We start from the raw sequence: 25,171 nt of genomic DNA, 5'->3' as shown, positions 1-25,171 counted from the left end.
GCGGTGTGCCGCCGGGCGAGCAAGAACCGGTCGGGTGCCGCCCTCGCCGTAGGCGTGCGACCAGCCGGAGGCTCAGGGGAAGAGGGCCTGGATGCCGACCACGGCGGCCCCCCGGGCCCACTCCTCCCAGGGGAGGGGACGCAGGGTCAGCGGGCACTTCGCCGCCGCCTTGAAGCAGTGCGCGGCGTAGGCCTCCCTGATGTGCACGCCGAAGAGGTCGTAGGTGTCGAGCCCCTCGCCGGTCACCACCACGCGTTCGGGGCCGAGCAGGTTGACCAGGACGGCGATGCCGGTGCCGATCGCCTGACCGGCCCGGGCGAACGCGGCGCGGGCGGCGGGCTCCCCGCCGCGGGCGAGCTGGACGGCCCCGTCGAAGCCGAGCTCCGGCCGCCCGGTGGCGCGCCGGACGGTGGCGAGGATGGCGGCGCTGGAGGCGACGGCCTCGACGCAGCCGACCTGGCCGCAGTGGCAGCGCGGCCCGTTCGGGTCGATGCTGATGTGACCCATCTCGCCGGCCACCCCGTACGCGCCGGTGACCAGGTCACCGTTGACGACGATCCCGGAGCCGATCCCGGCGCCGATGGTGACCAGGGCGAAGTACTCGGTGCCGATGCCGTCGCCGAACCAGTGCTCGGCGCTGGTGAGCGCCTTGACGTCGTTCTCCACGGTGACGGTCAGACCGGTCGCCGCGGCGACCGTCCCGGCCAGCGGCACGTCCTGCCAGCCGGGGAGCACCGAGTAGCGGACCCGCCCGCTCGGGCGGTCCACGTCGCCGGAGACCGCGATCCCCAGGTGCCGGGTGCGGGCCCTGAACTCGGGCTCGGTGTCGAGGAGTTCGGTGACCAGCTCGGCCAGCAGCGCGCACACGGCGGCCGGGTCGCGGTCGCCCAGCGGGCGGCTGGCGGTGGTGCGCATCCTGGCCCGCAGGTCGCAGACCGTGCCGAACAGGGTGTCGGCACTGATCTTCACCCCGAGGACGAACTCCCGGTCGGGGGTGACCGCGAGCGGGTTGACGGGGCGTCCGGCCCCGGGGGCGGTGCGCTCCGGCGGGAGTTCGTGCAGGTAGCCGTCGTCGATGAGTGGTCGGGCGGCCTTGGTCACGGCGGTCGAGGACAGTCCCGTCCGGCGGGCCAGCTCGACCCTGCTGAGCGGGCTCTCGGCCAACAGCAGGGCGAGGATGGCGGTTTCGGCCGGTGCGGAGACCAGCGGCCTCGAGTGGTGTGGAAACACGGCCGCAACCTACCGGTAAATAAATAATTTCGTCCAGTATTGATTTCGCCCCGGGCCGGACCTACGCTCTCGCCCAACTCCCCATGCCCCAGCCTTCGTTCGCCATGCAGCCGTTCCCACCGCGCCCGATCTCCACCGTCGCCGAAACCCCGCGACCTCCTGTGCCGCCCACGCCCTCCGCCGTCTCCTTCGACGCAGCCCGCAGTCTCGCCGTCCTGCGCACCCCGAACAGCACCTACGCGCTGCGGGTCGGTGCCGACGGCAGCCCCCGGCACCTGCACTGAGGGGCGGTGCTCGACGCCGAGGCCCTGGCCGGCCTCACCGCGGCCGCCTCGCCCGCCGCGAGCGGCTTCGAGGCGGACCCGGCGCCGGACGAGCTGGCCCCGCAGACCGGGGCGCGGTTCGGGCCGGCCGGCCTCCAGGTCCGGTTCGCCGACGGCACCTCCGGCGCCCAGTGGTCGTTCGCCGGGCACTCCGTCCAGGACGGCGAACTGCGGCTGGAACTGACCGACCGTCACTACCCGCTGGCCGCCCGGCTCTGCTACCGGGTCCGCCCCGGCAGCGACGTGATCGAGCGCTGGACGGAGCTCACCCACACCGGAGCGGCGGACACGGGCCCGATCACCGTCGACCGGCTGGACCGGCGGCTTCGGTCACGAGGGAGTGCGCTGGACCCTGCGGCCCGGTGAGACCCTGCACGCCCCCGCCTTCGCGGGCCACCACACCTCCGGCGGCTTCGGCGCCGCCAGCCGTGGGCCCCCCACCACGACCGGCCGCACCGCCCCGCTCCGGTTCCGCTTCCACGTCGCGATGGCCGGCGGGCTCGGCCTCGGCGGCGACCTGACCGGCTGGTCCGAGGCCGAACTCGCCGAGGCCGCCGCCCTGGTGGCCCGCTACAAGCAGATCCGCCCGCTGGTCCAGCGCGGCCGGCGGCACCGCCTGACCGGCGGCGGCGGAGTGACGGCCGTGCACCACGCCTCCGAGGACGGCACCGACCACGCCGTGCTGGTCTGGCGCCCCGTCACCCGGTTCGGACACCAGCCCCCCCCCGCGCTGGCGCTGCCCGCCCTCGACCCCACCGCCCGCTACCTCGACCCGGACGAGGGAATCGTTCACAGTGGCGCTGTCCTGACCCGGTACGGTCTCGAGCTGCGGTTGCCTCCTGGCGACTACGCCAGCCGCCTGATCCCACTGCGCCGGGTCGCTCGCTGACCCGGTCGGCCGGCCCGGCACCGTGCCACGAAGGAACAGTCAGTGGGGAGACCCGCCGGGTTGTGGTCGTCGGCCTCGACGGTGTACGCCTCGACCTGCTGCCGCAGGTGGACACTCCCCACCTCGACGCGGTCGCCCGGGCGGCTCTCCCGGCGCCGGCCGAGGCCGACGAGGTGACGGTGCGGGGGTTGACGGCGGGTCGCACCCCAGCTGCCCGGAGGGCCTGATCGTCCGGGCGTCGCGCAGGCGTTCCCCGCGCCGCCCCGGTGGCGTAGCGTGGCCGGATGAACACGAACGCGTCCTCCCGGCACGACATCGTGATCGTCGGTGGCGGGCACAACGGGCTGGTGGCGGCCGCGTACCTCGCGCAGGCCGGACTTCGGGTGCTGATGCTGGAACGGCTGCCGCAGGTGGGCGGAGCGGCGGTGTCGACCCGGGCGTTCGCGGGGGTCGACGCCAGCCTCTCGCGCTACTCCTACCTGGTGAGCCTGCTGCCGCACCGGGTGGTCCGGGAGCTCGGGCTGCGGCTGGACCTGCGCCGTCGCCGGATCGCCTCGTACACGCCCACCGTCCGGGACGGGAAGCCGACCGGGCTGCTGGTGGACGCGGCCGATCCGGGCCGGACCGGGGAGTCGTTCCGGGCATTGACCGGGGGCGACCGGGAGTGGCAGGCGTGGCAGTCCTTCTACCGGACCACCGGCCGGCTCGCCGAGCGGGTGTTCCCGACCCTGACCGAGCCACTGCCCTCAAAGGCCGAACTGCGCAGGCGGGTTGCGGACGACGCCGCCTGGGAGTCGTTCTTCGAACGGCCGTTGGGCGAGGCGATCGAGCGGACCTTCGCCGACGACCTGGTGCGCGGGGTGGCGCTGACGGACGCGCTGATCGGCACCTTCACGCACGCCCATGACCCCTCCCTGCTGCAGAACCGCTGCTTCCTCTACCACGTGATCGGCAACGGGACGGGCGACTGGGACGTGCCGGTCGGCGGGATGGGCGCGGTGACGGGCGCGCTGGCCGAGGCGGCGCTGGCGGCCGGCGCGGAGATCCGGACCGACTGCGAGGTCACCGCCGTCGCCACCGACGGGGTCGGCGAAGCCGAGGTGACGTACCGTCACCGGAGCGAAGAGGGGCGGGCGGTGGGCCGACGGGTCCTGGTGAACGCCGCCCCGGCGGTCCTCGAACGGCTGCTGGGCGAGGAGACCGGGCCTGCGCCGGAGGGTGCCCAGCTGAAGGTCAACATGGTGCTGCGCAGGCTGCCGCGCCTCCGGGACGGTGCCGCGGATCCGCGCGAGGCGTTCGCCGGTACCTTCCACATCGCCGAGGGCTACCGGCAGTTGGCGGCGGCGCACGCCGAGGCGGCGGCGGGCCGGATCCCGTCCGCCCCGCCGTCGGAGATCTACTGCCACACGCTCACCGACCCGTCGATCCTCGGGCCCGAGGCGCTCCGGCAGGGCCTGCAGACGCTGACCCTGTTCGGACTGCACATGCCCGCGCGGCTGTTCGCCGACCCGGCGGCCAAGCAGCGGGCGCTGGCGGCGAGTCTGGCGCAGCTCGACCAGGTGCTGGCCGAGCCGATCGCCGACTGCCTGGCCGAGGACGCCGACGGGCGGCCCTGCCTGGAGGCGAAGACACCGCTGGACCTGGAGCGGGAGGTCGGTCTGCCGGGCGGCCACATCTTCCACCGCGACCTCTCCTTCCCGTTCGCGGCCGACGCCGCCGAGGACGCGGCCGCCGAAAGCCCCGCCGCCCGCTGGGGCGTGGCGACGGCGCACCCCACCATCCTGCTGTGCGGCGCGGGCGCGGTCCGTGGCGGCGGCGTCAGCGGCATCCCGGGGCACAACGCGGCGCAGGCCGTGCTGGCCGAGTCGGCCCGGTAGGGCGCGCGGTCCACCGGCGGTGTGCGAGGTCCGGCACGGCGGCGGGAAACCCGCTGGTGGGCCGCGATGGCGGGCCCGTAGACTCCCGTGCTCGTGACCGAGATCAGCACCGACCCGAGCAACATCCCCGCCGTCCCCGACCGCTCGCCGCTGGCGGCGGACGCCGAGCTGATCGGCGCCGCCGTGGCCGCCGCGGGACGTGGCATGGTGGACCGCGAGACGGTGGCCGAGGTGGTCGTGCTCTGTGCGGTCGCGGGGGAGCACCTGCTGGTCGTCGGCGCGCCGGGCACCGCGAAGTCCGAGGCCGTCCGCCGGATGGCCGGTCAGCTCGGCGGGCGCTACTTCGAGTACCTGCTCGGCCGGTTCACCGAGCCGAACGAGCTGTTCGGCCCGGTCGACCTGCGCGGACTGCGCGAGGGCCGGGTCGAGTTCGAGACCGCCGGGATGCTCCCTGAGGCCGAGATCGCCTTCCTGGACGAGGTCTTCCTCGGCTCCACGGCGGTGCTGAACACCCTGCTCGGACTGCTCAACGAACGGGTCTTCCGCCGGGGCCGGACGGTCCTGGCCAGCCCGCTGCGGATCTGCGTCGGCGCCGCCAACCACCTGCCCGAGGACCCGGCGCTGGCCGCCTTCGCGGACCGCTTCCTGGCCCGGGTGTTCGTCGAGCCGGTGGCCGACGCCCGGCTGGAGGAGCTGCTGGAGGCCGGCCGCCGCCCCGCCGCCGCACCGGTCGCGCACGGCACCCCCGGTGGCCTGCTCGCCGCCGTCGACCGGCTGGCCACCGCCGCCCGCGGCTGCGACCTCGACGAGGTCACCCCGCTGGTCGGCACGGCGCTGCGCCGACTGCGCGCCGCCGGGGTGCCGGTCAGCGACCGCCGGGCGGTGCGCTCGCAGAAGCTGGTCGCGGCCGCCGCCGTGCTGGACGGCCGGACGGTCGCCTCCGTGCGCGACCTCTGGGTGCTGCCGCTGGTCGCCCCGACCGCCGACACCCAGGCGCTGGCCCGGGACACCCTCGCCGACCTGGTGGAGAAGTCCGCCAACCGCAGTCTGGTGCACGCCGCCGAGGAACTCTCCCGCAGCACGGCCGCCCGCGCCGAGCGGCTGGCCCACACCGGCACCGCGCTGCTCGCCGAGCACCGGGGCCTGCCCGAGGGCCGGGACTCGCGGCTGCGGCTGGAGGCCGCCCTGCGCGAGATCGACGCGGGCTTCGACCCGGCCGACCTGCCGGCCGCGCTGGCCGGGATACGGTCCGAGCTGGTCGCGGCGGTCACCCCCTCGTGAGCCTCGCCGAGCCGTCCTCCGCCCCGCCCCGCCCGTCCGTGCCGCTCCGCTGGGAGCGCCGGGAGCCGCCGCTGCCGTCCGTCGCCGTCCTCGCGGTCGGCGCCGCGGTGCCCGGCCTGGCCGTCGCGGCCCGGGAGCGGATCCGCAACGGGGCCCGCCTCGCGGTGCTCGCCGAGGACGACCCGGGTCTGCCCGCCGCCGACCGGATGCTGCTCGTCCTCGGTGCCGAGCAGGACCTGCCGTGGGCGGACGGCGCCCGCTACCTGGGCCGGGACGCCGGCCTGCTGACGCCCACCACCGCCCGCCCCGGACCGGCCACCGCGCTCTGGCGCCGGGCTCTCGGCGCGGCGGAGGGGCAGCTGTGCGTGCTAGTCCCCGGCCGCGCGCTGGTCGCCGACCCGCCGGTGCCGCTCACCTCCGGGGAGGCGCTGGACCCGTTCACCCGGTCGGCCGGCAGCGGAGCGGACGTCACCTCATGACCCGTCACCCCGCGACCGCCGCCCCGGACGGGGCGGGCCGGTGACGACCTCCCGACTGCCCGCCGCGCTCGCCCCGTGGGCCGGTTCCCTCTCGGTGATCTCGCCCGAACTCGCCGTCGCCCTGGGCCCGTTGCTGCGCCGCCTGGACGCCCTGATCGGCGAGCGCGAGCCGGTGGCCAACGTCCACGGCGACCCCGACGGCCTGGGCGGGCTGGCCCGCTCGGGACGGCCGGACCAGCTGCTGCCGTCCGAGTGGCTGCTCGCGGACGAGTACCCCGAGGAGTTCCTCCGCCGCCTGGTGGACGGTGAACTGCTCCACCTGGCGCCGGAGTTCACTACGCCTGCGGTGCGCGGGCGGCTGGTCGCCCTGGTCGACGCCGGTCCCACCCAGGCGGGTGCCGGGCGGCTGGTCCAGCTCGCCGCGCTGCTCGTGCTGCACCGCCGGGCCACCGCACGGGGCACCGAACTGGTCGTCAGCGTGCTCGGCGACCCGCCGGGCCGTACCCTGACCGGCGACCTCGCCGGGCTGCTGCCGGCCTGGCTGGCCGCCCGCCGGCCCACCGACCCGACGCCCTCGGACGTGGAACGCGCGCTGGCGGAGCTGGACGCCGCCGACCGGGCCTGGCTGCTGACCTCGCCCCGGCTGGCCGACCGGATCCCGGCCCGCCCCGGGGTGCTGACCAGCGAACCCGCCCACTGGTCCGCCGACGGCGCGGGCCACGTACTGGTCCGGCTGGACGGTACGACGGCCGAACTCCCGCTGCCCGCAAGCCGGATCGCGGTCCGGACGCTGCGCGGGGCGGAGTTCCGCCGGGGCGGCCCGGTCACCGTCACCCGACCGGCCCAGGACGCCGGGTCGGCCGATCGGCCGACCCTGCCCGTCTTCACCACCGACGCCCGGACCCTGCTGGCCCGGGGCGGACAGCCCAGCACCCTGCTCGCCGTCAACCTGCCGAACCACGACGGCAGCGGCGCCACCGCCCTGCGGATGCGCCGCCACGACCTGCCCGGACCGGTGCTCGCCGCCGGGCGGACCGGCCGCCGCCTGATCGCCCTGTGCGTCGAGGGCGACCGGCTCACCGCCCACGTGATCGGCCGTCAGGTCGGCGACCCCGGCGCGTACACCGCCGAGCTCGCGGCCTTCGAGGCCGGCCCGGACCTGCTCGCGGAGCTGCTGGCCGGCCCGGTGCTGCCGCTGCTGCGCCGGAGCTCGGACCTGGAGTTCCCGCTCGGCGGCCGTTGGTGGCGGATCGGCCCGGTCGGCCGCGTCGCGGACGACGGCCCGGTCGGCTGGGGGACGCGCGACCGTACGCCGTTCAACCGGCTCCGCGAGCCGAGGCTGTTCGGCGGCACGCTGCACGACGAAGCGCGCCGCATCCACCACTTCCTGCACAGCGGCGGCACCCAGGCCTGGTCGCAGGACAGCCGGACCTGGGAGGTGCGCACCGCCGAGGGTGCCGCGAGCCGCATCACGTTCCGCGAGCAGGCCGAGGTGATCGGCCTCGTGCACGGCCGGCAGCCCACGCTGATCACCCTCAGCCGCAGCGGCCACCTGGTGCGCGCCGTGCACTCCGACGGGGTGCGGACGCTGACCCGCTTCTCCGGCGGAGCGGGCAGGCCCACCGTGCACCCCAGCAGGCCGCTGATCGCCGCCGAGACCCGGCCCGGCCGGATCGTCGTCGGCGACGCGACCACCGGCCGGGTCCAGTTCCTGATCGGGGGCACCGAGTGAGCACCACCCCGGACGCGGCGTTCCGCGCCGCCGTCACCGCCACCGGGTTCGTCCTCGACGTGCCCGTGATTGGCCCGGCCGAGGCCGCCGCGCGGGTGGTCGAGTCCTGGCAGGACGGCGCCGAGCTGCGCCGACTGCCGGACGGCCGCTGGCTGTTCACCCTGGCGGCCGCCGTGGAGATCCGGGCCGACCGGGCCCCCGGGCTGCCCGTGGTGCGCACCGGCACGGGCGGGTCGGCCACGCTCGGAGCCGATGTCAGCCGGGCGAGCTCCGGGCAACTGGCCCTCGCCTCAAGTGGTCTGACGGTGCTTCAGCCAATCGCCGGGCTGGCCGAGCTGGACCCGTCGGGCTGGCTCGACCTCGCCGGGCTCACGGTGCACCGCCCACGGCCGCTCGGCGCCGCCGCACCCGAGGCCGCGCCCGTGGTCGAGGCGCTGCCCGAGCGGCCGCGCCCCGACCTGCGCGCGGCGGCCGGCATCGCGCCCCCGACGGAGCGGGCCCGGCGGCTCAGGGCGGACGCTCCGGCGGCCTCCCGGCGCTCGCTGTCCCGCCTCCTGCCGCGACTGCGCCCGTCGGCGGTGGTCGGGCCGGCCGTCGTCGGCGCACTGATCGCGTTGGTGCCCGCGCTGTTGCTGTTCACCTCGTCCACCCTGCTGGCCCCCGGGCACGGCCTGCACGGCTGGGTGCTGGGACTCGTGCTCGCCGTGGCGGTGGCGGCCGCCCGCTCGCGCCGGATCGCCCGGAGCGCCGGGGCGGCCCCGGCCGGAACCGGCTCGGGTGCCGCCGCCGGGGCGTCGGGTCGCGCGAAGCCGCGCCGTCCGCTGTTCGGCCCGCTGCTGGCCCGCCTGACGATGCGTACGGCGGGCAACCTGGTGCGGGGCCGGCACGCGCGCTACCTGCGCGAGCTGACCAGGGCGTTCGAGCAGCGCCAGTGGGAGGACGCGCTGCGGGACGCGATCCGGCTGTCGGGCGAGCGGGCCGCCGGCCAGGAGTCCTGGCTCGCCCTCGGCCTGCCCCGGCGCCGTACGGGTGAGCTGCGGGCCACCCCCCGGACCGGCGAGTCGGGTGCCGCGTCCCCGCTCTCCGGCCTCAGCGTCCACCAGCACCTCGCCGCGCTCTACCGTGCCGCCGCCGAGGACCTGGAGCGGACCGGACGGATCGACGAGGCCGCCTTCGTGCTCGCCGATCTGCTGGACGCCCCGGCCGAGGCGGTCGCCCTGCTGGCCCGGCACGGCCGTACGGCCGTGGCGGCCGAGCTGGCGGAGGGCCGTGAGCTCGCCGCCGACCTGGTGGTCCGGCTGTGGTGGCAGGCGGGTGAGCGCGAACGTGCCGTCCGGACCGCGCACCGCCGGGGCGCCTTCGCCTCGGCGGTCGACCGCCTCGCGGCCGAAGCACCTGACTCCGCCCGGGAGTTGCGCGCCGCCTGGGCCGCCCACTGCCGGGAGTCCGGCGACCGGCTCGGCGCGGCCGAGGCGCTCTGGCCGGACGAGACCCTGCGCCCCTCGGCGGTCGGTGACCTGCGCGAGGCGGTCGTCCTCGGCGGGGCGACCCGGAGCCGCGCGCTGCCGTACCTGCTGGCGCTCGGCGCCGGAGAGGCGACCCGGGCGCTCGCGCTGGCCGTCCTCGAGAGCGAGGGCGACCCGGTCGTCACCGGACGGTCCGTGCTGGCCGCCGGGCTGGCCAGGCTCCCCGCCGCCGACCCGGCCGTGGACCGCGAACTCGCCACGGCGGCGGCCCGCACGGTGGTCCGGGACGGCGGCTTCGGCGGCGACCTCGCCGAGCGGGACCGGCACGCGAGCCACCGGGCACTGCTGGGCCGGGCCGACCCGCTGGTGGCGGCCGACCTCGCCAAGCCGTACCGCCCGGCCCGGAACGGTGGGCCTGCCGCCGCCGTGCACGCCGCCGCCGACCGCCCCGGCACACTGCCGGTGCTGGACGCGGCGCTGCTCGGCTCCGGCGCCGTCCTGGTCGCCTGCGGCCAGGCGGGCGTCCGCCTGCTGACCTCCGACGGCCGCACCAAGGCCCAATGGGACGTACCCGCGGACCAGTTGGTGCTCGCCGACCACGGCGGCTCGGCCTTGCTGGTGGCGACGTACGGACCGACCAAGGAGATCACCCGGCTGGATCTCGCCACCCGCACCGTCCGCCCCTGGACGACGCTGCGCGCCCGGTGGATCGCAGGCTCCTACGACGGCCGCCACCTGATCACGGGCGACGGCGAGGGCATCGTGGTGCTGGACGCCCTCGCCGCCGGCCCCACTGTGGTCTGGCGCGAACTCGGCGGCGGTGAAAGGCTGGTGGGCGCCGTCGCCCGCACGGCCGACCGGTGTGCGGCCGTCGTGGTCTCGCCGCTGCCCGACGGCTCACCGCTGGTCGAGCTCTGGCGCTGGGACCTGCCCGGCTGGGAGCTGCGCTCCCGACTGGGGCTGGACGCGTTCCACCCCGACCAGTGCGTGCCGCTCGCAGGCGCGGGACTGCTCACGGCCCTGCCGCAGAAGGGGGTTGACGGTGCGTCGGACCGGACCGCCCTGCGCCTGGTCACCGGGCGTCCGCCCGCGCCCGACCTCGACGTGGCGGGCATCGCGTCGTCCGGCCCGACCGCCGACGGCGACGACTGGGCGCTGCCGGTACCCGATCCGGCCGGTACCGGATTCCAGCTGCACGCGGGCAGTGGCGTGATCCCGACTGCCACCGTGCTGTTCCCGGGTGCGGACCTGCGCCACGCCCCGGGCCTGCGGCGGCACGCCGACGCGGTCACCTACTGGCACCGCTCCGGCCGGGTCCTCGCCACCACCGGGGACGGTGCCACCGTGCTCGCCAACCTGCGGGTGACCGGCACCCGCTGACGGGGGTGGGCACGATCTCACTGTATGTGACGAGTTGTGACGATCGGTAGATGTGCCTAGTGTGCGTCTTATCTGCCACTGGTGGATCCACCCGGTCGGGGCGCCCTTCCTGCCTGCCCGCCGGGGGCCTCTGGCACTCCGTACGGGCAGGAGCGCGGAGCGATGGCCCGGTCGAGTCGCAAGCCCTCTGCGGCTCCGACGCACCGGGCCGGCTGCCGCGAAGGCGTTCCGGAGGTGCCCGTGATTCCTGCTCTCCGCCGAGCACGTGCCGGGGCAGTCGCCCTCGCCCTTGCCCTACTGGCTGTCCCGACCGTTTCCTCGACCCCCGGCTGGTCCGCCGCTCCTCCGTCGGTGACGCAGGATCGGCTGTCGCCCGCTGCCGCCGGTACGGACACGCCGTTCAGTGCGCAGCTGACGGTGCATTCGTCCGTGTGCTTCACGGCGAAGTCGGTGGGTGTGGGGGTGCGGGACGGGGCGGACCAGAACTTCGACTTTCCCGGTGGGTTGTCGAATGTGCAGATCTGTCCGCAGGGCGTCTCGCTGACCACGGGGACGCGCACGTTGCCCGCTGGGACGTACCGGATGTTCGGGTACTACCAGGACCAGGCCGGTGCCTGGCAGAACCTTCCCGAACAGCGTCTGGTCGTCACGGCCGCTCCTCCGTCGGTGACGCAGGATCGGCTGTCGCCCGCTGCCGCCGGTACGGACACGCCGTTCAGTGCGCAGCTGACGGTGCATTCGTCCGTGTGCTTCACGGCGAAGTCGGTGGGTGTGGGGGTGCGGGACGGGGCGGACCAGAACTTCGACTTTCCCGGTGGGTTGTCGAATGTGCAGATCTGTCCGCAGGGCCTTTCGCTGACCACGGGGACGCGCACGTTGCCCGCTGGGACGTACCGGATGTTCGGGTACTACCAGGACCAGGCCGGTGCCTGGCGCAACCTCCCCGAACAGCGCCTGATCGTCACGAGCACCCCGATCGAGAACATCGTCACCCCCGTCGTCCCGCACCCCACTCCCACCGCCGCGCCTTCACCCTCGCCGACCCCGACCTCGCCGATCGCGGGTGCCAAGCTGATCTGGTCCGACGAGTTCGACGGCCCGATCTCCGCAAGGCACTGGAACAAGACCGTGAGCAGCGCGTACCGGTACGGCACGCACAACCCCGACGACGACAAGCTCGACCGCATCGATCCGGCCGGGGTCTACGCGGCCAACGGCGTGGCGACCTTCACCGCCAGGCAGAGCACCTTCAAGCTGCCCGGGGCCGGCAGCGTGGCCTGGAACACGGGGCTGCTCACCACGGAGAACTCGGGCGACAAGTTCATGGTCAAGACCGGCGACTACGCCGAGACCCGGGTCCAGCTCCCGGAGGCGCTCGGTGCCTGGCCGGCCCTGTGGACCTGGAAGGACGGCGCCAACGAGGTGGACTCCTTCGAGTACCACCCCGACAACCCGGGACTGCTCGAGCTGACCAACCACGTCAACCGCGCGCAGAAGTACTGGACCAACGCGGCTGCGGTGAAGCCCGGACAGTGGGTCACCATCGGCACGCGCTACGGCGCCGACTCGGTCGGGTGGTACATCAACGGGGTGAACGTGTTCGAGGACAAGAAGGGCGTCGGGAAGAACTGGACCGCGTACCTGATCCTCAACCTGTCGCTCTGCTCGGGCGACTTCCACCCGGGCCCGAACCCGGCCACCACCGTCACCTTCGCCTCGGACTACGTGCGGGTCTTCCGCTGATCCGACCCGTACGGGCTCAGCCGGTGACCCGGATCTCGAACGGAGCAGAGTTGTTCGTCGAGTCCGGGTCGTCGGCCGAGTCGACGGTCACCGTCCCGCCGGTCAGCACCGTGTCCGGCGGGACGTCGGCGTCGACCCGCACGGGGACCTGGGCGGTGGCCGAATCCTCTTCGTCCAGCCCGGCGCGGAACGTGCAGCGCACGCTCCGGGCGTCGGGCAGCACCACGCACCGCCTGGGGAAGTACGGGTGCTGCGGGGTGGCTTCGGCCGGTGCGGTGCCCTCGGGGAGCGCCACGGTCACGGTGAACTCGCCGGCCGTCCCGGGGCCCTTGTTCTCCACCAGGCCACGCACCGTCACCACCTCGCCGGCCGCCACCGGGTCCGGGGCGACCGGTTCCACCCGCAGGTCGGCCTGTTCCGCCCGGGTGGCCGCGGGTGCCGCACCCAACAGGGCGCCCAGCGTGCCGCAGAGCACCGCCACCGTCGCCAACCTACGCACCATGGGTCCACACCTCGCGTGCCGTGCCTGATCCTGCTCGGACACCGCCACGCTAGGACCTCGTGGCCGGACCGGTGCCCGGCGACGCGCACGGCCGCACGAGTACCGCCCGGAAGGCCGAACGGGGGGCGCCGATCTCGCGCGGACGACGCGGCCGGGCGTGCGCGGCGAACAGGTCGCCGAGGTCCACGTACCCGCTGGCTTCGTCGGTGTCCGGGCGGGCCGTGATTCCGGAGCCGGGGCAGAGGACCGCAAGCGACGGAGTGTGGCCGTCCTGCTTCGCGCGGTGCCGGAGTCGGGTCGTCGAGCCCGCCGGTCGGGGCGCGTCCCCGGGCTGCCGAGCAGCCGGACGTGTGCACGGCGAGTTACGGGCGGATGGCGGTGCCCGGTGGCGTCCGGCAGCCGGGCACCCCGGGACTGCCGGGGCGAGGGGGGTCGGCGCGGGGTGGCCGGGCCGCCGGTGACGGCCGGTCAGGGGTGGTCTGACCAGCGGGGACGCGGCGGGTCGGTGCTCGGTGGGCGGTCGGGGCGGCGGGGCCGGGGTGGTGCCGGTGCCGAGTTGGCCGTCGGAAGAACGGGGGATGGGGGTGATGTGACGGCCCGTGAACTTTGGGGCGAGGTTTCGTGGTTGTTATTCGATATGACTAATATCCATCCGTCAACGTTCTTATCGGACAAGGTCGGTCCTCCGCGACCACCGCCGTCTCCAAGGAGAATGCCCTGCGCGCGCGTGCGTCTCGGCGGATCGCCTCAACGAATCAGGGGGCGGCGGCCGAGCCGTCGCCCCCCAAGGCAGCCCGGCGGGGTGGCCGATCCGGCCGCCGCCGGTCCCGGCTGTCCCTGAGGTCCGCACTGCTGACCCTGGCCATCGTCCCCGGTCTCGCGTTGGCCGCCCTCTGGGCGGTGACGACGGGAGAGACCTTCGTCAACTTCCAGCGGATGGCCGCCCAGGGGCAGTTGGCCCAGCAGGCCGGCCAGCCGTCCAACATCGTGTACTACAACCTGCAGGAGGAGCGCCGGCTCAGCGCCGAGTCGATCGCCAGGCCGGGCAGCGTCACCGACCAGCTGCGCGAGCAGCGGCGGAAGACCGACGAGGCGATCACCACCTTCCAGAAGCTCTCCGACATCGCCACCGACGACGCCCCCGCCGAGGTGCGCGACGCGGTGTTCCAGGCCCGGCAGGCGATGGGGCAGCTGGACTCGCAGCGGGCCGCCGTGGACGAGGGCGGCTCGGCCGACCGGCAGGCGACCGTCTACCGCTACTACACCGACCTGATCGCGGTCGACCTGCGGCTGTTCGGCGCCCTCAGCCACGTGGACGACGGCAAGGTGACCACCATCTCCCAGCCGCTGGTCGCGCTGTTCTGGACCAAGGAGATGATCTCCCGCTCGGACGCGCTGCTGGCCCGGGGCTGGCCGGCCGGCCGGCTCTCGGTCCAGGACTACCAGCAGGTCCAGCAGGCGGTGAACGAGCAGCCGTTCCGCTACGGCACCGAGGTGGCCCCCTATCTGAAGCCGTCCGAGACGGCGATGTGGCAGGAGATCGTCAACAGCCCGGCCTGGCAGGCCAAGACCGAGGTCGAGCAGTCCCTGCTGAGGCCCACCGCCGCCGACGGGGCGGGCAACGTGCCGCTGGCCGCCAACCAGCAGAAGTGGCGTCAGGCGATGGACCAGCTGACGCCCAAGCTGGTGGCCCTGATGGAGAGCCGGACCAGCGGCGTGGTCGAGGTGGGCCTCGGCTCCATCACGCACCTGCTGCTGACCGTGGTGCTCACCAGCGTGATCGGGCTGTTCGCGGTCATCGCGGTGATCGTCACGACCTGGCGGCTGACCCGCTCGATGCGTCGGCGGATCACCGAACTCCAGGAGCAGGCCGAGCAGTTGGAGCGCAGCCTGCCCGAGGTGGTGGAGCGGCTGGCCCGTGGCGAGCAGATCGACGCGGCGGCCGAGGCGGCCGCCATCGAGCAGGAGTCGTACGGCAACGGGGACGAGCTGGCCCGGCTCGGCGCGGCGCTCAACCTGGCCCGCGCCAGCGCGATCGCGGCCGCCGTCCGGCAGGCCGACCAGCACCGCGGCTTCGAGAAGCTGCTGCAGCGGATCGCCCGCCGCACCCAGCTGCTGATCGGTCAGCAGCTGCGCAAGCTGGACGAGCTGGAGCGGCGGCACGAGGACCCCGAGGTGCTGGAGGGCCTGTTCGACCTGGACCACCTCACCGCCCGACTGCGGCGCTACGAGGAGAACCTGGTGATCCTGGCCGGCGGCACCCCGCACCGGCGCTGGCGGAAGCCGGTGCCGCTGCTGGACGTGCTGCGCGCCGCCCAGGGCGAGGTGCAGGACTACACCCGGGTGGTGCTCGACCTGGACGGCAGTCCCTGGCTGGCCGAGCGGGCGGTCGGCCCGGTCGCCCACGTGGTCGCCGAACTGGTCGAGAACGCGCTGAGCTTCTCGCCGCCGCCCACCCCGGTGGAGGTCCGGGCCGGCGCGGTCGGCCGGGGCCTGGCGATCGAGGTGGAGGACCGCGGGCTCGGCATGGACGACGAGCAGCTGGCCGCCGCCAACGACCTGATGAGCCGTCCGCCCCGGCTGGACGTGCTGGCCAGGACCGAGGACATCCGGCTGGGCTTCCACGTGATCGCCCGGCTGGCCGCCCAGCACGGCCTGCGGGTCGAGTTCCGGCAGTCCGCCTTCGGCGGCACCCGGGCGATCCTGCTGCTCCCGGACACCCTGCTGGTCGGGGCGCCCGGTCTGCACCCGGTGCCGGACGAGGTGTCCGCCGAGGTGCTGCCGACCCGCTCCCGGGGCGAGGCGCTGGCCCGGGCGACCGCTCCGGAGCTGCCCCCGGTCGGCCCGGAGCCGTACCGCCCGGTGGCCGAACTACCGTACGGCGGGCCGGAGCAGCGGACGGACGGGCCGTACCGGCCGGAGCTGTACGGCGATCCCTTCCCGCAGCCGGACCCGTTCCCGGCGGGCGGCCGCTTCCCGGTCGCCGACCCGTTCCCGGGCCCCGCCCCCGCCCCGTTCCCGCCGGTGGAGCACGGCTACAGCGGCCTGCCGTACCAGCAGCCCCCGGCGCCCGGTGCGCCGGAGGCCGAGCCGCCGCTGCCGCGCCGGGTCCGCCAGGCCAGCCTGGTGGACGAGCTGCGGCTGGCCCCCGAGGAGCCGAACACCCGCCCGAAGCCGCCCCGTTGGGACGAGAACCCGCTGCTCCGACCGGCCCCCCGACGGGCCGGAGCAGCGATCGGAGCGTTCCAGCGGCGTTCCAGGGCCGCCCGGGAGAACCCGGCGGCGCCGCTCGACCATCCCGGGCAGGACCTGCCCACCCCTACGACGGAAGACCGGTCATGACGCGCACCACCGCCACCCACCAGGACCTCGACTGGCTGCTCGACGGCCTCGTGGACTCGGTGCCAGGGACCAGAAACGCCGTGCTGCTCTCCGACGACGGCCTGGTGGTCAGTCACTCCCGGACCATCGACCGCGCGGACGCCGAGCGGCTGGCCGCCGTGGCCACCGGCCAGCAGAGCCTGGCCCGCGGCGTCGGCCAGCTCTTCGACGGCGGCCCGGTGCACCAGGTCATCGTGGAGCTGGCCGAGCTGTGGCTGTTCATCATCACGGCCGGCCAGGGTACCCACCTGGCGGTGACCGCCTCCCAGGAGGTGGACGCCGAGCTGATGTCGCTGGCCATGCACAAGCTGGTGCAGCAGGTCGGTCAGAAGCTCAGCACGCCGGCGCGTGGCGACTTCGACGCGTTCGGGTCCCGTGGCGGTGGTCGGGGGTGACCTCGGCGCCGCGCTGGTACCAGGACCCGGCGGCCGAGGCCGAGGAGGACGCGGCGGACTCGATGGTCCGCCCGTACACCGTGACCCGGGGCCGGGTGGCCCCGGAGCGGGACGACTTCAGTCTGATCACGGTGCTGACCACGGTCCGGGAGCAGAACGACGAGTTCGGCACCCCGGTCCGGCCGTCGACGCGCGGGCTGCAGCCCGAGCACCGGGTGGTGCTGGAGCGCTGCCGGCGCTCCGCCGCGCTGGCCGAGGTGGCCGCCGAGCTGCGGCTGCCGGTCTCGCTGGCCAAGATCCTGGTCGCCGACCTGGTCGCCCAGGGGCTGCTGCTGGCCCGGGCGCCGCTGGCGGTCGCGGTCGGCGGCCGGGCGGACCTCGGGCTGCTCACCGCCGTCCGCGAGGGCCTGCGACGGCTCTGACCCTCTTTCACCTCCCGCCCCACCGACCGGCCGCCGGCCCCCGCCGCGCGGCGGTCCGAGACACCCCCTGTGAGTGAGATGACAGACAGCCAGCCGGCCCAGGCCGCCGTGAAGATCCTGATCGCGGGCGGTTTCGGCGTCGGCAAGACCACCATGGTGGGCGCGGTCAGCGAGGTCGCCCCGCTGCGCACCGAGGAGTACCTGACCAAGGCCGGGGAGGGGGTGGACGACCTCTCCGGCGTCAGCCAGAAGGACACCACCACGGTGGCCCTCGACTTCGGCCGGATCACGGTCAGCCCCGAGCTGGTGGTCTACCTGTTCGGCACGCCTGGCCAGGAGCGGTTCTGGTTCATGTGGAACGACCTGGTCAACGGGGCGCTCGGCGGCGTGGTGATCGCCGACACCCGGCGGCTGGAGAGCAGCTTCGCCTCGATCGACTTCTTCGAGAGCCGGGGCATCCCGTTCGTGGTGGCGATGAACTGCTTCCACGGCCACAACACCCGGTCCGCGCAGGAGATCAGGGCCGCGCTCGACCTCGACCCGGAGATCCCGCTGCTGATCGGCGACGTCCGCGAGCGGGCGTTCGGCCGGGACGCGCTGCTGGCCCTGGTCGACCACCTGATGACCCGGCCGGAGCCCGCCCCCGTCGGCTGACCGGGGCCCCCGCCCCGGACGACCCCGCCCGGCCCGCAGTCGCGTGGCCGGGCCCGTTACCTCCCCCGGAGAGACCTGACATGGCAACACCCCTGCGCGTCCTGATCCACGGCGGCGGAATCGGCGGCCTCACGCTGGCCACCGCGCTGGCCCGGAGCGGCCACCTGGTCCGGGTCGCCGAGCTGCGCGGCGAGCTGGACGCCCTCGGCGTCGGCATCATCCAGCCCTCCAACGCCCTGCACGTGATGGGCGAGATCGGCGTGCTCGCCGACTGCCTGGCGGCGGGCTTCGAGTGGGACACCCTGACCATCTGCGACCCGGTCGGCAACACCCTGGCCAAGATCCCGCAGCCCCGGATGGCCGATGCGCCGGCCTGCAACGGCATCCCGCGTCCGGCGCTGGCCCGGGTGCTCGGCGCGGCTGCCGCCGCGGCCGGGGCGGAGATCGTCTTCGGCACCACCATCACCGAACTGGCCGACGACGGTGCGGGGGTGGAGGTCACGCTGTCCGACGGCAGCACCGGCCGCTGGGACCTGGTGGTCGGCTTCGACGGCATCGGCTCCCCGCTCCGGCAGCGGCTGTACGGCGAGCGCTTCGCCCCCGAGTACACCGGTTTCGCCAACTGGCGGGTCACCGTGCCCCGGCAGAGCGAGGTGCGGGGCGTGGTGATGAGCACCGGCGACCGGGCCGCCAAGGCGCTGCTGACCCCGATCACCGAGGAACTGATGTACCTGGGCGCGGTGTTCGCCGAGGCCGAGGACTTCCGGCCGGACCCGGAGCGGGCGCACGAGCAGTTGGCCGAGCGGCTGGCCGCCTTCGGCGGGCCGGTCGCCGAGGCGCTCACCCAGGTCACCGACCCGGCCGCGGTGGTCTACTCGCGGATCTCCCAGGTGACGGTCGAGGAGCCCTGGCACGTGGGCCGGGTGGTGCTCGCAGGTGACGCGGCGCACGCCTCCACCCCGCACATCGCCCAAGGCGCGGCGATGGCCGTCGAGGACGCCCTGGTGCTGGCCCGGTCGCTGGACGAGGCCGAGGGCGACGTCCCGGCCGCGCTGGCCGCCTGGGAGGCCCGCCGCCGGCCGCGCGCGATGTGGGTGCAGAACATCTCGCGGGCGGTGCTCAAGCAGGAGACCGGCACCCCGACCACGCCGGAGGAGGACGAGCTGCTGAAGGTCGGCATCCCCGGCGCCGCGCACGTCCTGGTCAAGCCCTACTGACACGACGGCCCGGCCGGCCTGTCGCGGTGACGACACCCGTGACAGGCCGGCGGGCCGAGGGGCACAGCGGGCCGGGCGGGCGGCGGGCCGTGCCTGCCCGGCCACCCTGCGGATGACCGCAGGGGCAGTCCGACCGGGTGGTCCCGGGCACCGACGGCGGTCCCGGGACGGCGCACCGGGGGACTGTGACATCGACGTTGCGTCCGTGGGCGGCTGGGTGAACGTCTGCCCTCGCGAGGTGCACAGCATGCGAACGGCAGTGGCGGGCCAGCGGCCGGAAGTGTCGTCCGGCCGGGCCCCGGACCGAAGTTGGCGGACTGTTCAGCAGGCGATGACCTGCTGGTTCCCGTGCTGCACCGGGGTTCCGCTGCACTGATCACCGACCGCGGGTGCTCCGGTCGGCCGGCCGTCCACGCCTCGGGCGCGGTGCAATGGTCTATACCAATTGCGCTAGGGTGACCCCAGTCTGCTGTCAGAGACGCGGCTGTGGGGGCCTCATGACTGTGCATCACCTTCCTCAACCTCCTTCCGATCAGGAGCTCTACTGGTACTTCGGACCACAGCGCCGCTGGGTGCTGATCTGCACCTCGCTCGCCTTCGTCTTCACCGCGGCGACCATGCTCACCTTCTCGCTGCGTACCCCGGCCCTCTGGGCCTTCCTGGCCGTCCTCGGCCTCAACCTGTTCGCCCTCGGGCTCTCCTCGGTCAACAGCCTGCGCCAGCGCCGGCTGACCAGGCAGTCCCACGAGGTGCTGGTGAGCGCCTGGAGCCCGGCCCAACTGCCCACCGTGGACCTCTACCTGCCGACCTGCGGTGAACCGCTGGACGTGCTGGAGAACGCCTACCGGGCGGTCGCCGCGGTCGACTGGCCGGACGCGCTGACCGTCTGGGTGCTGGACGACGGCGACCGGACCGAAGTTGCCGCCCTGGCAGCCGAGTTCGGCTACGAGTACGTGGTCCGGCCGAACCGCGGCCACCTCAAGAAGGCCGGCAACCTGAACCACGCGCTCACCCTGAGCGGCGCGGAGTACATCGCCATCCTGGACGCCGACTTCGCGCCCCGGCCGGACTTCCTGCGCCACCTGGTGCCGTACTTCGCCGACCCCAGGATCGGCATCGTGCAGAGCCCGCAGTGCTTCGACACCGACGAGACGATGGGCTGGATCCAGCGCGCCGCCGGATCGGCGCAGGAGTGGTTCTTCCGCTGGATCCAGCCGTCCCGGGACGCCAGTGACGCCGCCATCTGCTGCGGCAGCAACGCCGTCTACCGGCGGACCGCGATCGACGCGGCCGACGGCTTCGCCAAGCTGGAGCACAGCGAGGACCTGTTCACCGGACTCGCCCTGTACGCCCAGGGGTTCCGCACCCTGTACGTCCCGGTGCTGGTCGCCAAGGGCACCTCGCCGGACAACCTGGCCTCCTTCGTCAACCAGCAGTACCGCTGGGCGATGGGGAACCTGCACCTGCTCAGCACGCCCGAGCTGAAGCGGATCCGCGCGCCGTGGCGGATGCGGCTGTGCTTCTACGAGGGCATCGTCGGCTACCTGGCCACCGCGGTGAACATCTTCGCGGCACCGCTGCCGCCGCTGGTGATGATGTTCTGGTACCCGGACCAGATCCGGCCCTGGCACGTGCTGCCGCTGCTCGCGCCGCTCTGGCTCTGGCACGTACTGCTGCCCCGGATCAGCCGGACCCGCTGGCGGGTCGAGGTGATCCGCTCCAACGTCCTGATGAGCGTGGCCGCGGGCGCCGCCTTCTGGCACACCCTGCGCGGTCGCAGCGCGGCCTGGGTGCCCACCGGCGCCGGCCGGGCGAAGCCGGGCGGGCTGGCCCGCCAGGTGGTCGTGGTGTCGCTGGTCTGGCTCTGCGCCTCGGTCGGCGCGGCCGCGGTCGGGCTGGCGCTGGCCGTCGCCCGGAACGGCGTCGCGCCCAACTGGGGCCTCGGCCTCTACCTCGCGGTGCAGGCCCAGATCGGCATCCCGCTGATCCGTGACCTGATCGGCGAGCTGCGGCCCGCCGACCAGGCCCGGGCCGAGGCCAGGAACGCCGCCCGGGCCGCGAGCCGGATGCTGCCGCGCCGCTGGCCCGAGGCGATCGCCGCCACCGCCGTCCTCGTGCTCACCGCTCTGCTCGCCTCCGGCTGGGTCAGCCCGATGCTGCCCTGGCTGGGCTGAAAGGTCGTCACACCGATGTCCTCGACCGTGGTACCGGACCTTCGTCCGGAGACCTTCACCATTCCCGGTCCGCCGTCCCGACCGGCCGCCGCCCCGAAGCGGCAGCCAGGACCCAAGGGATTCCGCCCCGACATCGAGGGCCTGCGCGCCGTGGCGGTGCTCGCGGTGCTCGCCTTCCACGCCTCCGTCCCCGGCCTGGCCGGCGGATTCGTCGGGGTGGACGTCTTCTTCGTCATCTCCGGCTACCTGATCACCAGTCTGCTGGTGCGCGAGGCGATCACCACCGGCCGGATCCGACTGGGGGAGTTCTTCTCCCGCCGGGCCCGCCGACTGCTGCCCTCGGCCGCCCTGGTGCTCGGCGCGGTCGCGCTGGCGGGTGCCTGGCTGACCGTCCCGCTGCGCCGTACCGACCTCGAGTTCGACGTGCTGGCCGCCGCCCTGTCGGTCGGCAACTGGCGCTTCGTCGCCCAGCAGACCGACTACCTGGCGGCCGGGCGGGAGCACAGCCCGCTGCTGCACTTCTGGTCGCTCGCGGTCGAGGAGCAGTTCTACCTCGGCTGGGCGCCGCTGCTCGCCGCGATCGTGTTCTTCGCCGCCCGGGCCGCCCGGCGCGGCCGGGCGGTGCGCTCGACGGTGGCGCTGGTGGCCGGGGTGATGACGGTCGGCTCCTTCGGCCTCTCGCTGTACTGGACGCACAGCTCGGTCTCGCTGGCCTACCTCGGGACGCCGTCCCGGATCTGGCAGTTCGGGATCGGGGCGCTGCTCGCGCTGCTGCCCTGGCACAAGCTGCCGGGACCGCGTCCGCTCCGGGTGGTCTGCGGCTGGGCCGGACTGCTGGCGATCGGCTGGACCGCCGTGGCCTACGACGCGACCACCCCCTACCCCGGGTACGCGGCACTGGTGCCCACGCTGGCCACCGCCGCCGTGATCCTGGCCGGCACCCCCGACCGGAGCGGCGTCACCCCGGTGCCCGCCACCCGGTACGGGGTGGACCGGCTGCTGTCGGCCCGGCTGCCCCGGGCGATCGGCCGGCTCTCGTACAACCTCTACCTCTGGCACTGGCCGGTGCTGGTGCTGGTCGAGGCCAGGTTCGGGGCGCTCGACTGGCCGGTGAAGGTGGCCCTGACGGCCGCCGCCGCGCTGCCCGCGATGGCCGCGCTGCACTGGATCGAGCAGCCGCTCCGGCGCAGCCACATCCTCTCCGAACTCCCCAGGCGCGGCCTGTCGTTGGGCCTGGCCGCGGTGGTCGTCCCGGTGGTGCTGGCGCTGGTGGTCGGCACCGGGACGCTCCGGCTGCTCGGCCCCGCCGCACCGGTGGACACCCTCGGTCTGCCGCCCGGCGCGGCCGACGGGACCTCGCTGCTGGCGAAGACCGGCGCACCGCTGAAGGGCGGGCCGGTGGTCCCGGACGCCGCCCAGGCGCGCAAGGACTTCCCGCCGGACGGTGAGTGCGAGGTGGCCCCGACCGCCGTCAGCAGCCCGGCCTGCCTGTTCGGCGTGACCACCAGTCCGGACCGGATCGTGCTGCTCGGCGACTCGCACGCCGGTCAGTGGTTCTCCCCGCTGCTGGCCATCGCGGCCGAACGGCAGTGGGCACTGGAGGAGTTGGTCAAGCAGGGCTGCCCGCTGCCGGAACTCACGGTCACCAACCCGCAGTTGGGTCGGACCTACCGGGAGTGCGACAGCTGGCGGGCGGCCGCGCTGACCCGGTTGGAGCAGGGGCCCAAGCCCCGGCTGATCGTGGTCTCCTCGCTCAACCGCTACACCGACGACCAGCAACTGCTGCTGACCGCCTGGGAGAAGACCCTCAAGCCGCTGCGCGCGCTGGGCGTGCCGATCGTCTACCTGCAGGACACCCCGGTGCCCGGCACGGACATCCCGGCCTGCGTCTCCGGGCACACCGAGGACCCGTCGGCCTGCTCGTTCGGCCGCGACCAGTCCCAGTGGCCCGACCCGCTGGCCCAGGCGATCGCGGCAGGCCGGCTGCCCGGCGTGCAGTCGGTGGAGGTGAACTCGGTCATCTGCCCCGGCAAGGAGCGCAGTTGCCCCGCCGTGCTGGAGCGGATCCTGCTCTACCGCGACGACGCGCACCTGACCAACGTCGCGGCGGTGGTGCTGACGCCCCGGCTGGAGCGGCTGCTGACCGAGTCCGGGGCCCTGCCCGGCCGCAGCACCCCCGGCACCGACGGCTGGACCCAGCTGCTCCGGGACGACTTCGACGGCCCGGCCGGCAGTCGTCCGTCGGCCGCCAACTGGCAGTACGACCTGGGCACTTGCTACCCCGGCTGCCCGGCCGCGCAGTGGGGCACGGGCGAGATCGAGACGATGACGGACTCCACCGCCAACGTCCGGCTGGACGGCAAGGGCGCGCTGGAGATCGTGCCCACGCTGGAGAACGGCCGGTGGAGCTCGGGCCGGATCGAGTCCCGCCGGTCCGACCTGGCACCGCCGCCCGGCGGCGTGATGCGGATCGAGGCCTCGATCGCGCTGCCCGACGTCACCGGACCGGCCGCGGCCGGGTACTGGCCCGCGTTCTGGACCCTCGGGGCCGGGCTGCGGGACGGCTACACCGGCTGGCCCGCGGTCGGTGAGCTGGACGTGATGGAGCACGTCAACGGCCGGGACACGGTGTTCGGCACGATGCACTGCGGCACCCTGGACGGCGGCCCCTGCCAGGAGCCGAAGGGCCTCGGCTCGGGCGACCAGTCGTGCGGCGACTGCCGGAAGTCCTTCCACACCTACGCGGTCGAGGTCGACTTCACCGCCGGTGCGGAGCAGGTCCGCTGGTACCTGGACGGTCGGCAGTTCCACCGGGTGACGGCTGCTCAGCTGGACCCGGCGACCTGGGACAAGGCGGTGCACCACGGCCTGTTCCTGATCCTGAACGTGGCGGTGGGCGGCAACCTGCCGACCGTGCTCGGCGGGGCGGTCACCCCGGCCACCGAGCCGGGGCACCCGATGCGGGTGCAGTACGTGGCGGTCTCCACCAAGGCGGCGGCCCGCTCCTGACCGGGCGCCTCGAAGGGCGGTGACCACCACGACGGTGGCCGCCGCCCTTCGGCGTGCGCGGGGTCAGCGCCGCAACCGGTCGGCCAGCTCGGCGGTCAGGGCCTCGATCAGGGCGGGCCGGGGGCCCGGGCGGGTGGCGCAGTACCAGGTCCTGATGGTGGGTTCGACGCCGATCCGGACCAGGGCGAGCCCGTGCGAGCCGACGTACGGCGCGGCCACCCACTGCGGCAGGACGGTGACGCCCTGACCGCTGGCGACCATCTCGATCAGCAGGTCGGTGATCACCGGCATGGTGGTGATCCGGGCCGGCCGGGCGCCGTGCGGCACCGGGAGCGGCGTGCCGGGGACCCGGCCCGGGTCGTAGAGGTCGTACAGCACCAGGTGGGCGTCGTCGAAGTCCCGGGCCGTCAGGTACGGGAGGGCGGCCCAGGGGTGGCCGGCCGGGACCACGGCGACCATCTCGTCGTCGAACAGCGCGGTCAGCCGCAGCCGGTCCATCTGCGGGTCGGGCTTGGTGATCAGTGCGACGTCGAGGCGGTCCTCCAGCAGCGCGGTGATCAGGGTGTCGGCGGGCAGCGACTCGATCCGCACCTCGGCGCCCGGGCACCGGGTGCGGAAGCCCTGGATCACCGGCGGCAGCCACTGGAAGGTGGTGCTGCACTGCACCGCCAGCCGGACCCGGCGGTCCCGGCCGTCCCGCAGCTCCCGGACGTCCCGGGTGGCGGCGTCGAGCTCGGCCAGGATCTGCCGGGCCGCCAGCAGCATCCGCTGACCGGCCGCGTTCGGCACCAGCCCGCGCCCCTGACGGTCGAACAGCTGGGAGCCGAGCCGGCCCTCCAGCCGGGTCAGCCGCTGGCTGAGCGCGGGCTGGCTGACGTACAGCAGCTCGGCGGCGGCGGTCAGCGTGCCGGCGGTGGCCACGGTGTCGAGGAGTTCGAGGTCCCGCAGGTCGACGTCCATAACGACAGGTTATCGCTTGCTCCAGAATCGGTCGTGGAGTTATCGGGCCGCTCTTCG

At 74.5% G+C, this 25,171-nt stretch carries 19 protein-coding genes; 16 read left to right on the top strand and 3 right to left on the bottom strand.

From position 1 onward, the window contains the following. Positions 1-72: 72 nt before the first annotated feature. On the bottom strand, positions 73-1,230 hold the full coding sequence (locus ACIRPK_RS01000; RefSeq protein WP_403031077.1) for an ROK family protein: 1,158 nt from the start codon (positions 1,228-1,230) through the stop codon (positions 73-75). A gap of 83 nt (positions 1,231-1,313) precedes the next feature. Here ACIRPK_RS01000 and ACIRPK_RS00995 point away from each other — a divergent pair, with 83 nt between their 5' ends. From ACIRPK_RS00995 to ACIRPK_RS00955, 9 genes are all read left to right on the top strand, one after another. Next, positions 1,314-1,514 carry a hypothetical protein gene (locus tag ACIRPK_RS00995; protein ID WP_403031074.1) on the top strand — a complete coding sequence of 67 codons (201 nt, stop codon included), beginning with the start codon at positions 1,314-1,316 and terminating at the stop codon, positions 1,512-1,514. A gap of 6 nt (positions 1,515-1,520) precedes the next feature. Beyond that, positions 1,521-1,919 (top strand): glycoside hydrolase family 36 N-terminal domain-containing protein, encoded by a 399-nt coding sequence (locus tag ACIRPK_RS00990; protein WP_403031071.1) that lies wholly within the window; start codon positions 1,521-1,523, stop codon positions 1,917-1,919. Then, positions 1,894-2,442, top strand: coding sequence for a GH36 C-terminal domain-containing protein (locus tag ACIRPK_RS00985; protein WP_403031068.1), 549 nt, complete (start codon positions 1,894-1,896; stop codon positions 2,440-2,442). Before ACIRPK_RS00990 ends, ACIRPK_RS00985 begins: the two co-directional genes overlap by 26 nt. A 284-nt stretch (positions 2,443-2,726) precedes the next feature. After that, the gene (locus ACIRPK_RS00980; protein WP_403031065.1) at positions 2,727-4,319 is read left to right on the top strand and encodes a phytoene desaturase family protein; all 1,593 of its coding nucleotides are present in this window, start codon (positions 2,727-2,729) and stop codon (positions 4,317-4,319) included. Between the two features lie 93 nt (positions 4,320-4,412). Further along, positions 4,413-5,600 (top strand): AAA family ATPase, encoded by a 1,188-nt coding sequence (locus ACIRPK_RS00975; RefSeq protein ID WP_403031062.1) that lies wholly within the window; start codon positions 4,413-4,415, stop codon positions 5,598-5,600. Next, positions 5,597-6,079, top strand: a complete 483-nt coding sequence (locus tag ACIRPK_RS00970) for a hypothetical protein (protein ID WP_403031059.1) — start codon at positions 5,597-5,599, stop codon at positions 6,077-6,079. The genes ACIRPK_RS00975 and ACIRPK_RS00970 overlap by 4 nt, the downstream gene beginning before the upstream one ends. Before the next feature lie 40 nt (positions 6,080-6,119). Beyond that, on the top strand, positions 6,120-7,811 hold the full coding sequence (locus ACIRPK_RS00965) for a hypothetical protein (protein WP_403031056.1): 1,692 nt from the start codon (positions 6,120-6,122) through the stop codon (positions 7,809-7,811). Next, on the top strand, positions 7,808-10,657 hold the full coding sequence (locus ACIRPK_RS00960; RefSeq protein WP_403031053.1) for a bpX6 domain-containing protein: 2,850 nt from the start codon (positions 7,808-7,810) through the stop codon (positions 10,655-10,657). The genes ACIRPK_RS00965 and ACIRPK_RS00960 overlap by 4 nt, the downstream gene beginning before the upstream one ends. Before the next feature lie 876 nt (positions 10,658-11,533). Then, positions 11,534-12,400 carry a beta-glucanase gene (locus ACIRPK_RS00955; protein ID WP_403031050.1) on the top strand — a complete coding sequence of 289 codons (867 nt, stop codon included), beginning with the start codon at positions 11,534-11,536 and terminating at the stop codon, positions 12,398-12,400. Positions 12,401-12,416: 16 nt separating this feature from the next. On the opposite strand, the gene ACIRPK_RS00950 is transcribed toward ACIRPK_RS00955, so the two are convergent. Further along, positions 12,417-12,902 carry a hypothetical protein gene (locus ACIRPK_RS00950; RefSeq protein WP_403031048.1) on the bottom strand — a complete coding sequence of 162 codons (486 nt, stop codon included), beginning with the start codon at positions 12,900-12,902 and terminating at the stop codon, positions 12,417-12,419. 900 nt (positions 12,903-13,802) lie between these two features. On the opposite strand from ACIRPK_RS00950, the gene ACIRPK_RS00945 reads away from it, so the two are divergent. The 7 genes from ACIRPK_RS00945 to ACIRPK_RS00915 all read left to right on the top strand — a co-directional run bounded on the left by ACIRPK_RS00945 (position 13,803) and on the right by ACIRPK_RS00915 (position 24,154). Then, entirely contained in the window at positions 13,803-16,244 is a 2,442-nt protein-coding gene (locus tag ACIRPK_RS00945) for a nitrate- and nitrite sensing domain-containing protein (protein WP_403031045.1), read from the top strand. Continuing rightward, a complete protein-coding gene (locus ACIRPK_RS00940; RefSeq protein WP_403031042.1) occupies positions 16,241-16,678 on the top strand; it encodes a roadblock/LC7 domain-containing protein in 438 nt (145 codons plus the stop codon). Before ACIRPK_RS00945 ends, ACIRPK_RS00940 begins: the two co-directional genes overlap by 4 nt. Then, positions 16,675-17,100, top strand: coding sequence for a DUF742 domain-containing protein (locus ACIRPK_RS00935; RefSeq protein ID WP_403031039.1), 426 nt, complete (start codon positions 16,675-16,677; stop codon positions 17,098-17,100). The genes ACIRPK_RS00940 and ACIRPK_RS00935 overlap by 4 nt, the downstream gene beginning before the upstream one ends. Before the next feature lie 78 nt (positions 17,101-17,178). Beyond that, complete coding sequence (locus ACIRPK_RS00930; protein WP_403031037.1) at positions 17,179-17,754, top strand: GTP-binding protein; 576 nt, start codon at positions 17,179-17,181, stop codon at positions 17,752-17,754. Positions 17,755-17,834: 80 nt separating this feature from the next. After that, positions 17,835-18,971, top strand: coding sequence for an FAD-dependent monooxygenase (locus ACIRPK_RS00925; protein WP_403031034.1), 1,137 nt, complete (start codon positions 17,835-17,837; stop codon positions 18,969-18,971). A 497-nt stretch (positions 18,972-19,468) separates the two neighbouring features. After that, positions 19,469-21,145, top strand: coding sequence for a glycosyltransferase family 2 protein (locus ACIRPK_RS00920; protein WP_403031032.1), 1,677 nt, complete (start codon positions 19,469-19,471; stop codon positions 21,143-21,145). Positions 21,146-21,160: 15 nt separating this feature from the next. Continuing rightward, positions 21,161-24,154: an acyltransferase family protein gene (locus ACIRPK_RS00915; RefSeq protein WP_403031030.1), complete on the top strand. Its 2,994-nt coding sequence runs from the start codon at positions 21,161-21,163 to the stop codon at positions 24,152-24,154. A 63-nt stretch (positions 24,155-24,217) separates the two neighbouring features. Here ACIRPK_RS00915 and ACIRPK_RS00910 read toward each other — a convergent pair whose 3' ends face one another. After that, a complete protein-coding gene (locus ACIRPK_RS00910; RefSeq protein WP_403031027.1) occupies positions 24,218-25,114 on the bottom strand; it encodes a LysR family transcriptional regulator in 897 nt (298 codons plus the stop codon). Positions 25,115-25,171 lie beyond the last annotated feature (57 nt).

The organism is Kitasatospora sp. NPDC101801 (assembly GCF_044766665.1).
Taxonomy (GTDB): Bacteria; Actinomycetota; Actinomycetes; order Streptomycetales; family Streptomycetaceae; genus Kitasatospora.
Note: the sequence above shows the minus strand (reverse complement) of the source record. Positions and strands in the feature narration are given on the sequence as shown.

Excerpts from the sequence above, each read along its gene's own strand:
- ACIRPK_RS00925 (WP_403031034.1), top strand. The coding sequence starts at position 17,835 with ATGGCAACACCCCTGCGCGTCCTGATCCACGGCGGCGGAATCGGCGGC.
- ACIRPK_RS00930 (WP_403031037.1), top strand. The coding sequence starts at position 17,179 with ATGACAGACAGCCAGCCGGCCCAGGCCGCCGTGAAGATCCTGATCGCG.
- ACIRPK_RS00980 (WP_403031065.1), top strand. The coding sequence starts at position 2,727 with ATGAACACGAACGCGTCCTCCCGGCACGACATCGTGATCGTCGGTGGC.
- ACIRPK_RS00995 (WP_403031074.1), top strand. The coding sequence starts at position 1,314 with ATGCCCCAGCCTTCGTTCGCCATGCAGCCGTTCCCACCGCGCCCGATC.
- ACIRPK_RS00940 (WP_403031042.1), top strand. The coding sequence starts at position 16,241 with ATGACGCGCACCACCGCCACCCACCAGGACCTCGACTGGCTGCTCGAC.
- ACIRPK_RS00920 (WP_403031032.1), top strand. The coding sequence starts at position 19,469 with ATGACTGTGCATCACCTTCCTCAACCTCCTTCCGATCAGGAGCTCTAC.
- ACIRPK_RS00910 (WP_403031027.1), bottom strand. The coding sequence starts at position 25,114 with ATGGACGTCGACCTGCGGGACCTCGAACTCCTCGACACCGTGGCCACC.
- ACIRPK_RS00950 (WP_403031048.1), bottom strand. The coding sequence starts at position 12,902 with ATGGTGCGTAGGTTGGCGACGGTGGCGGTGCTCTGCGGCACGCTGGGC.
- ACIRPK_RS00915 (WP_403031030.1), top strand. The coding sequence starts at position 21,161 with ATGTCCTCGACCGTGGTACCGGACCTTCGTCCGGAGACCTTCACCATT.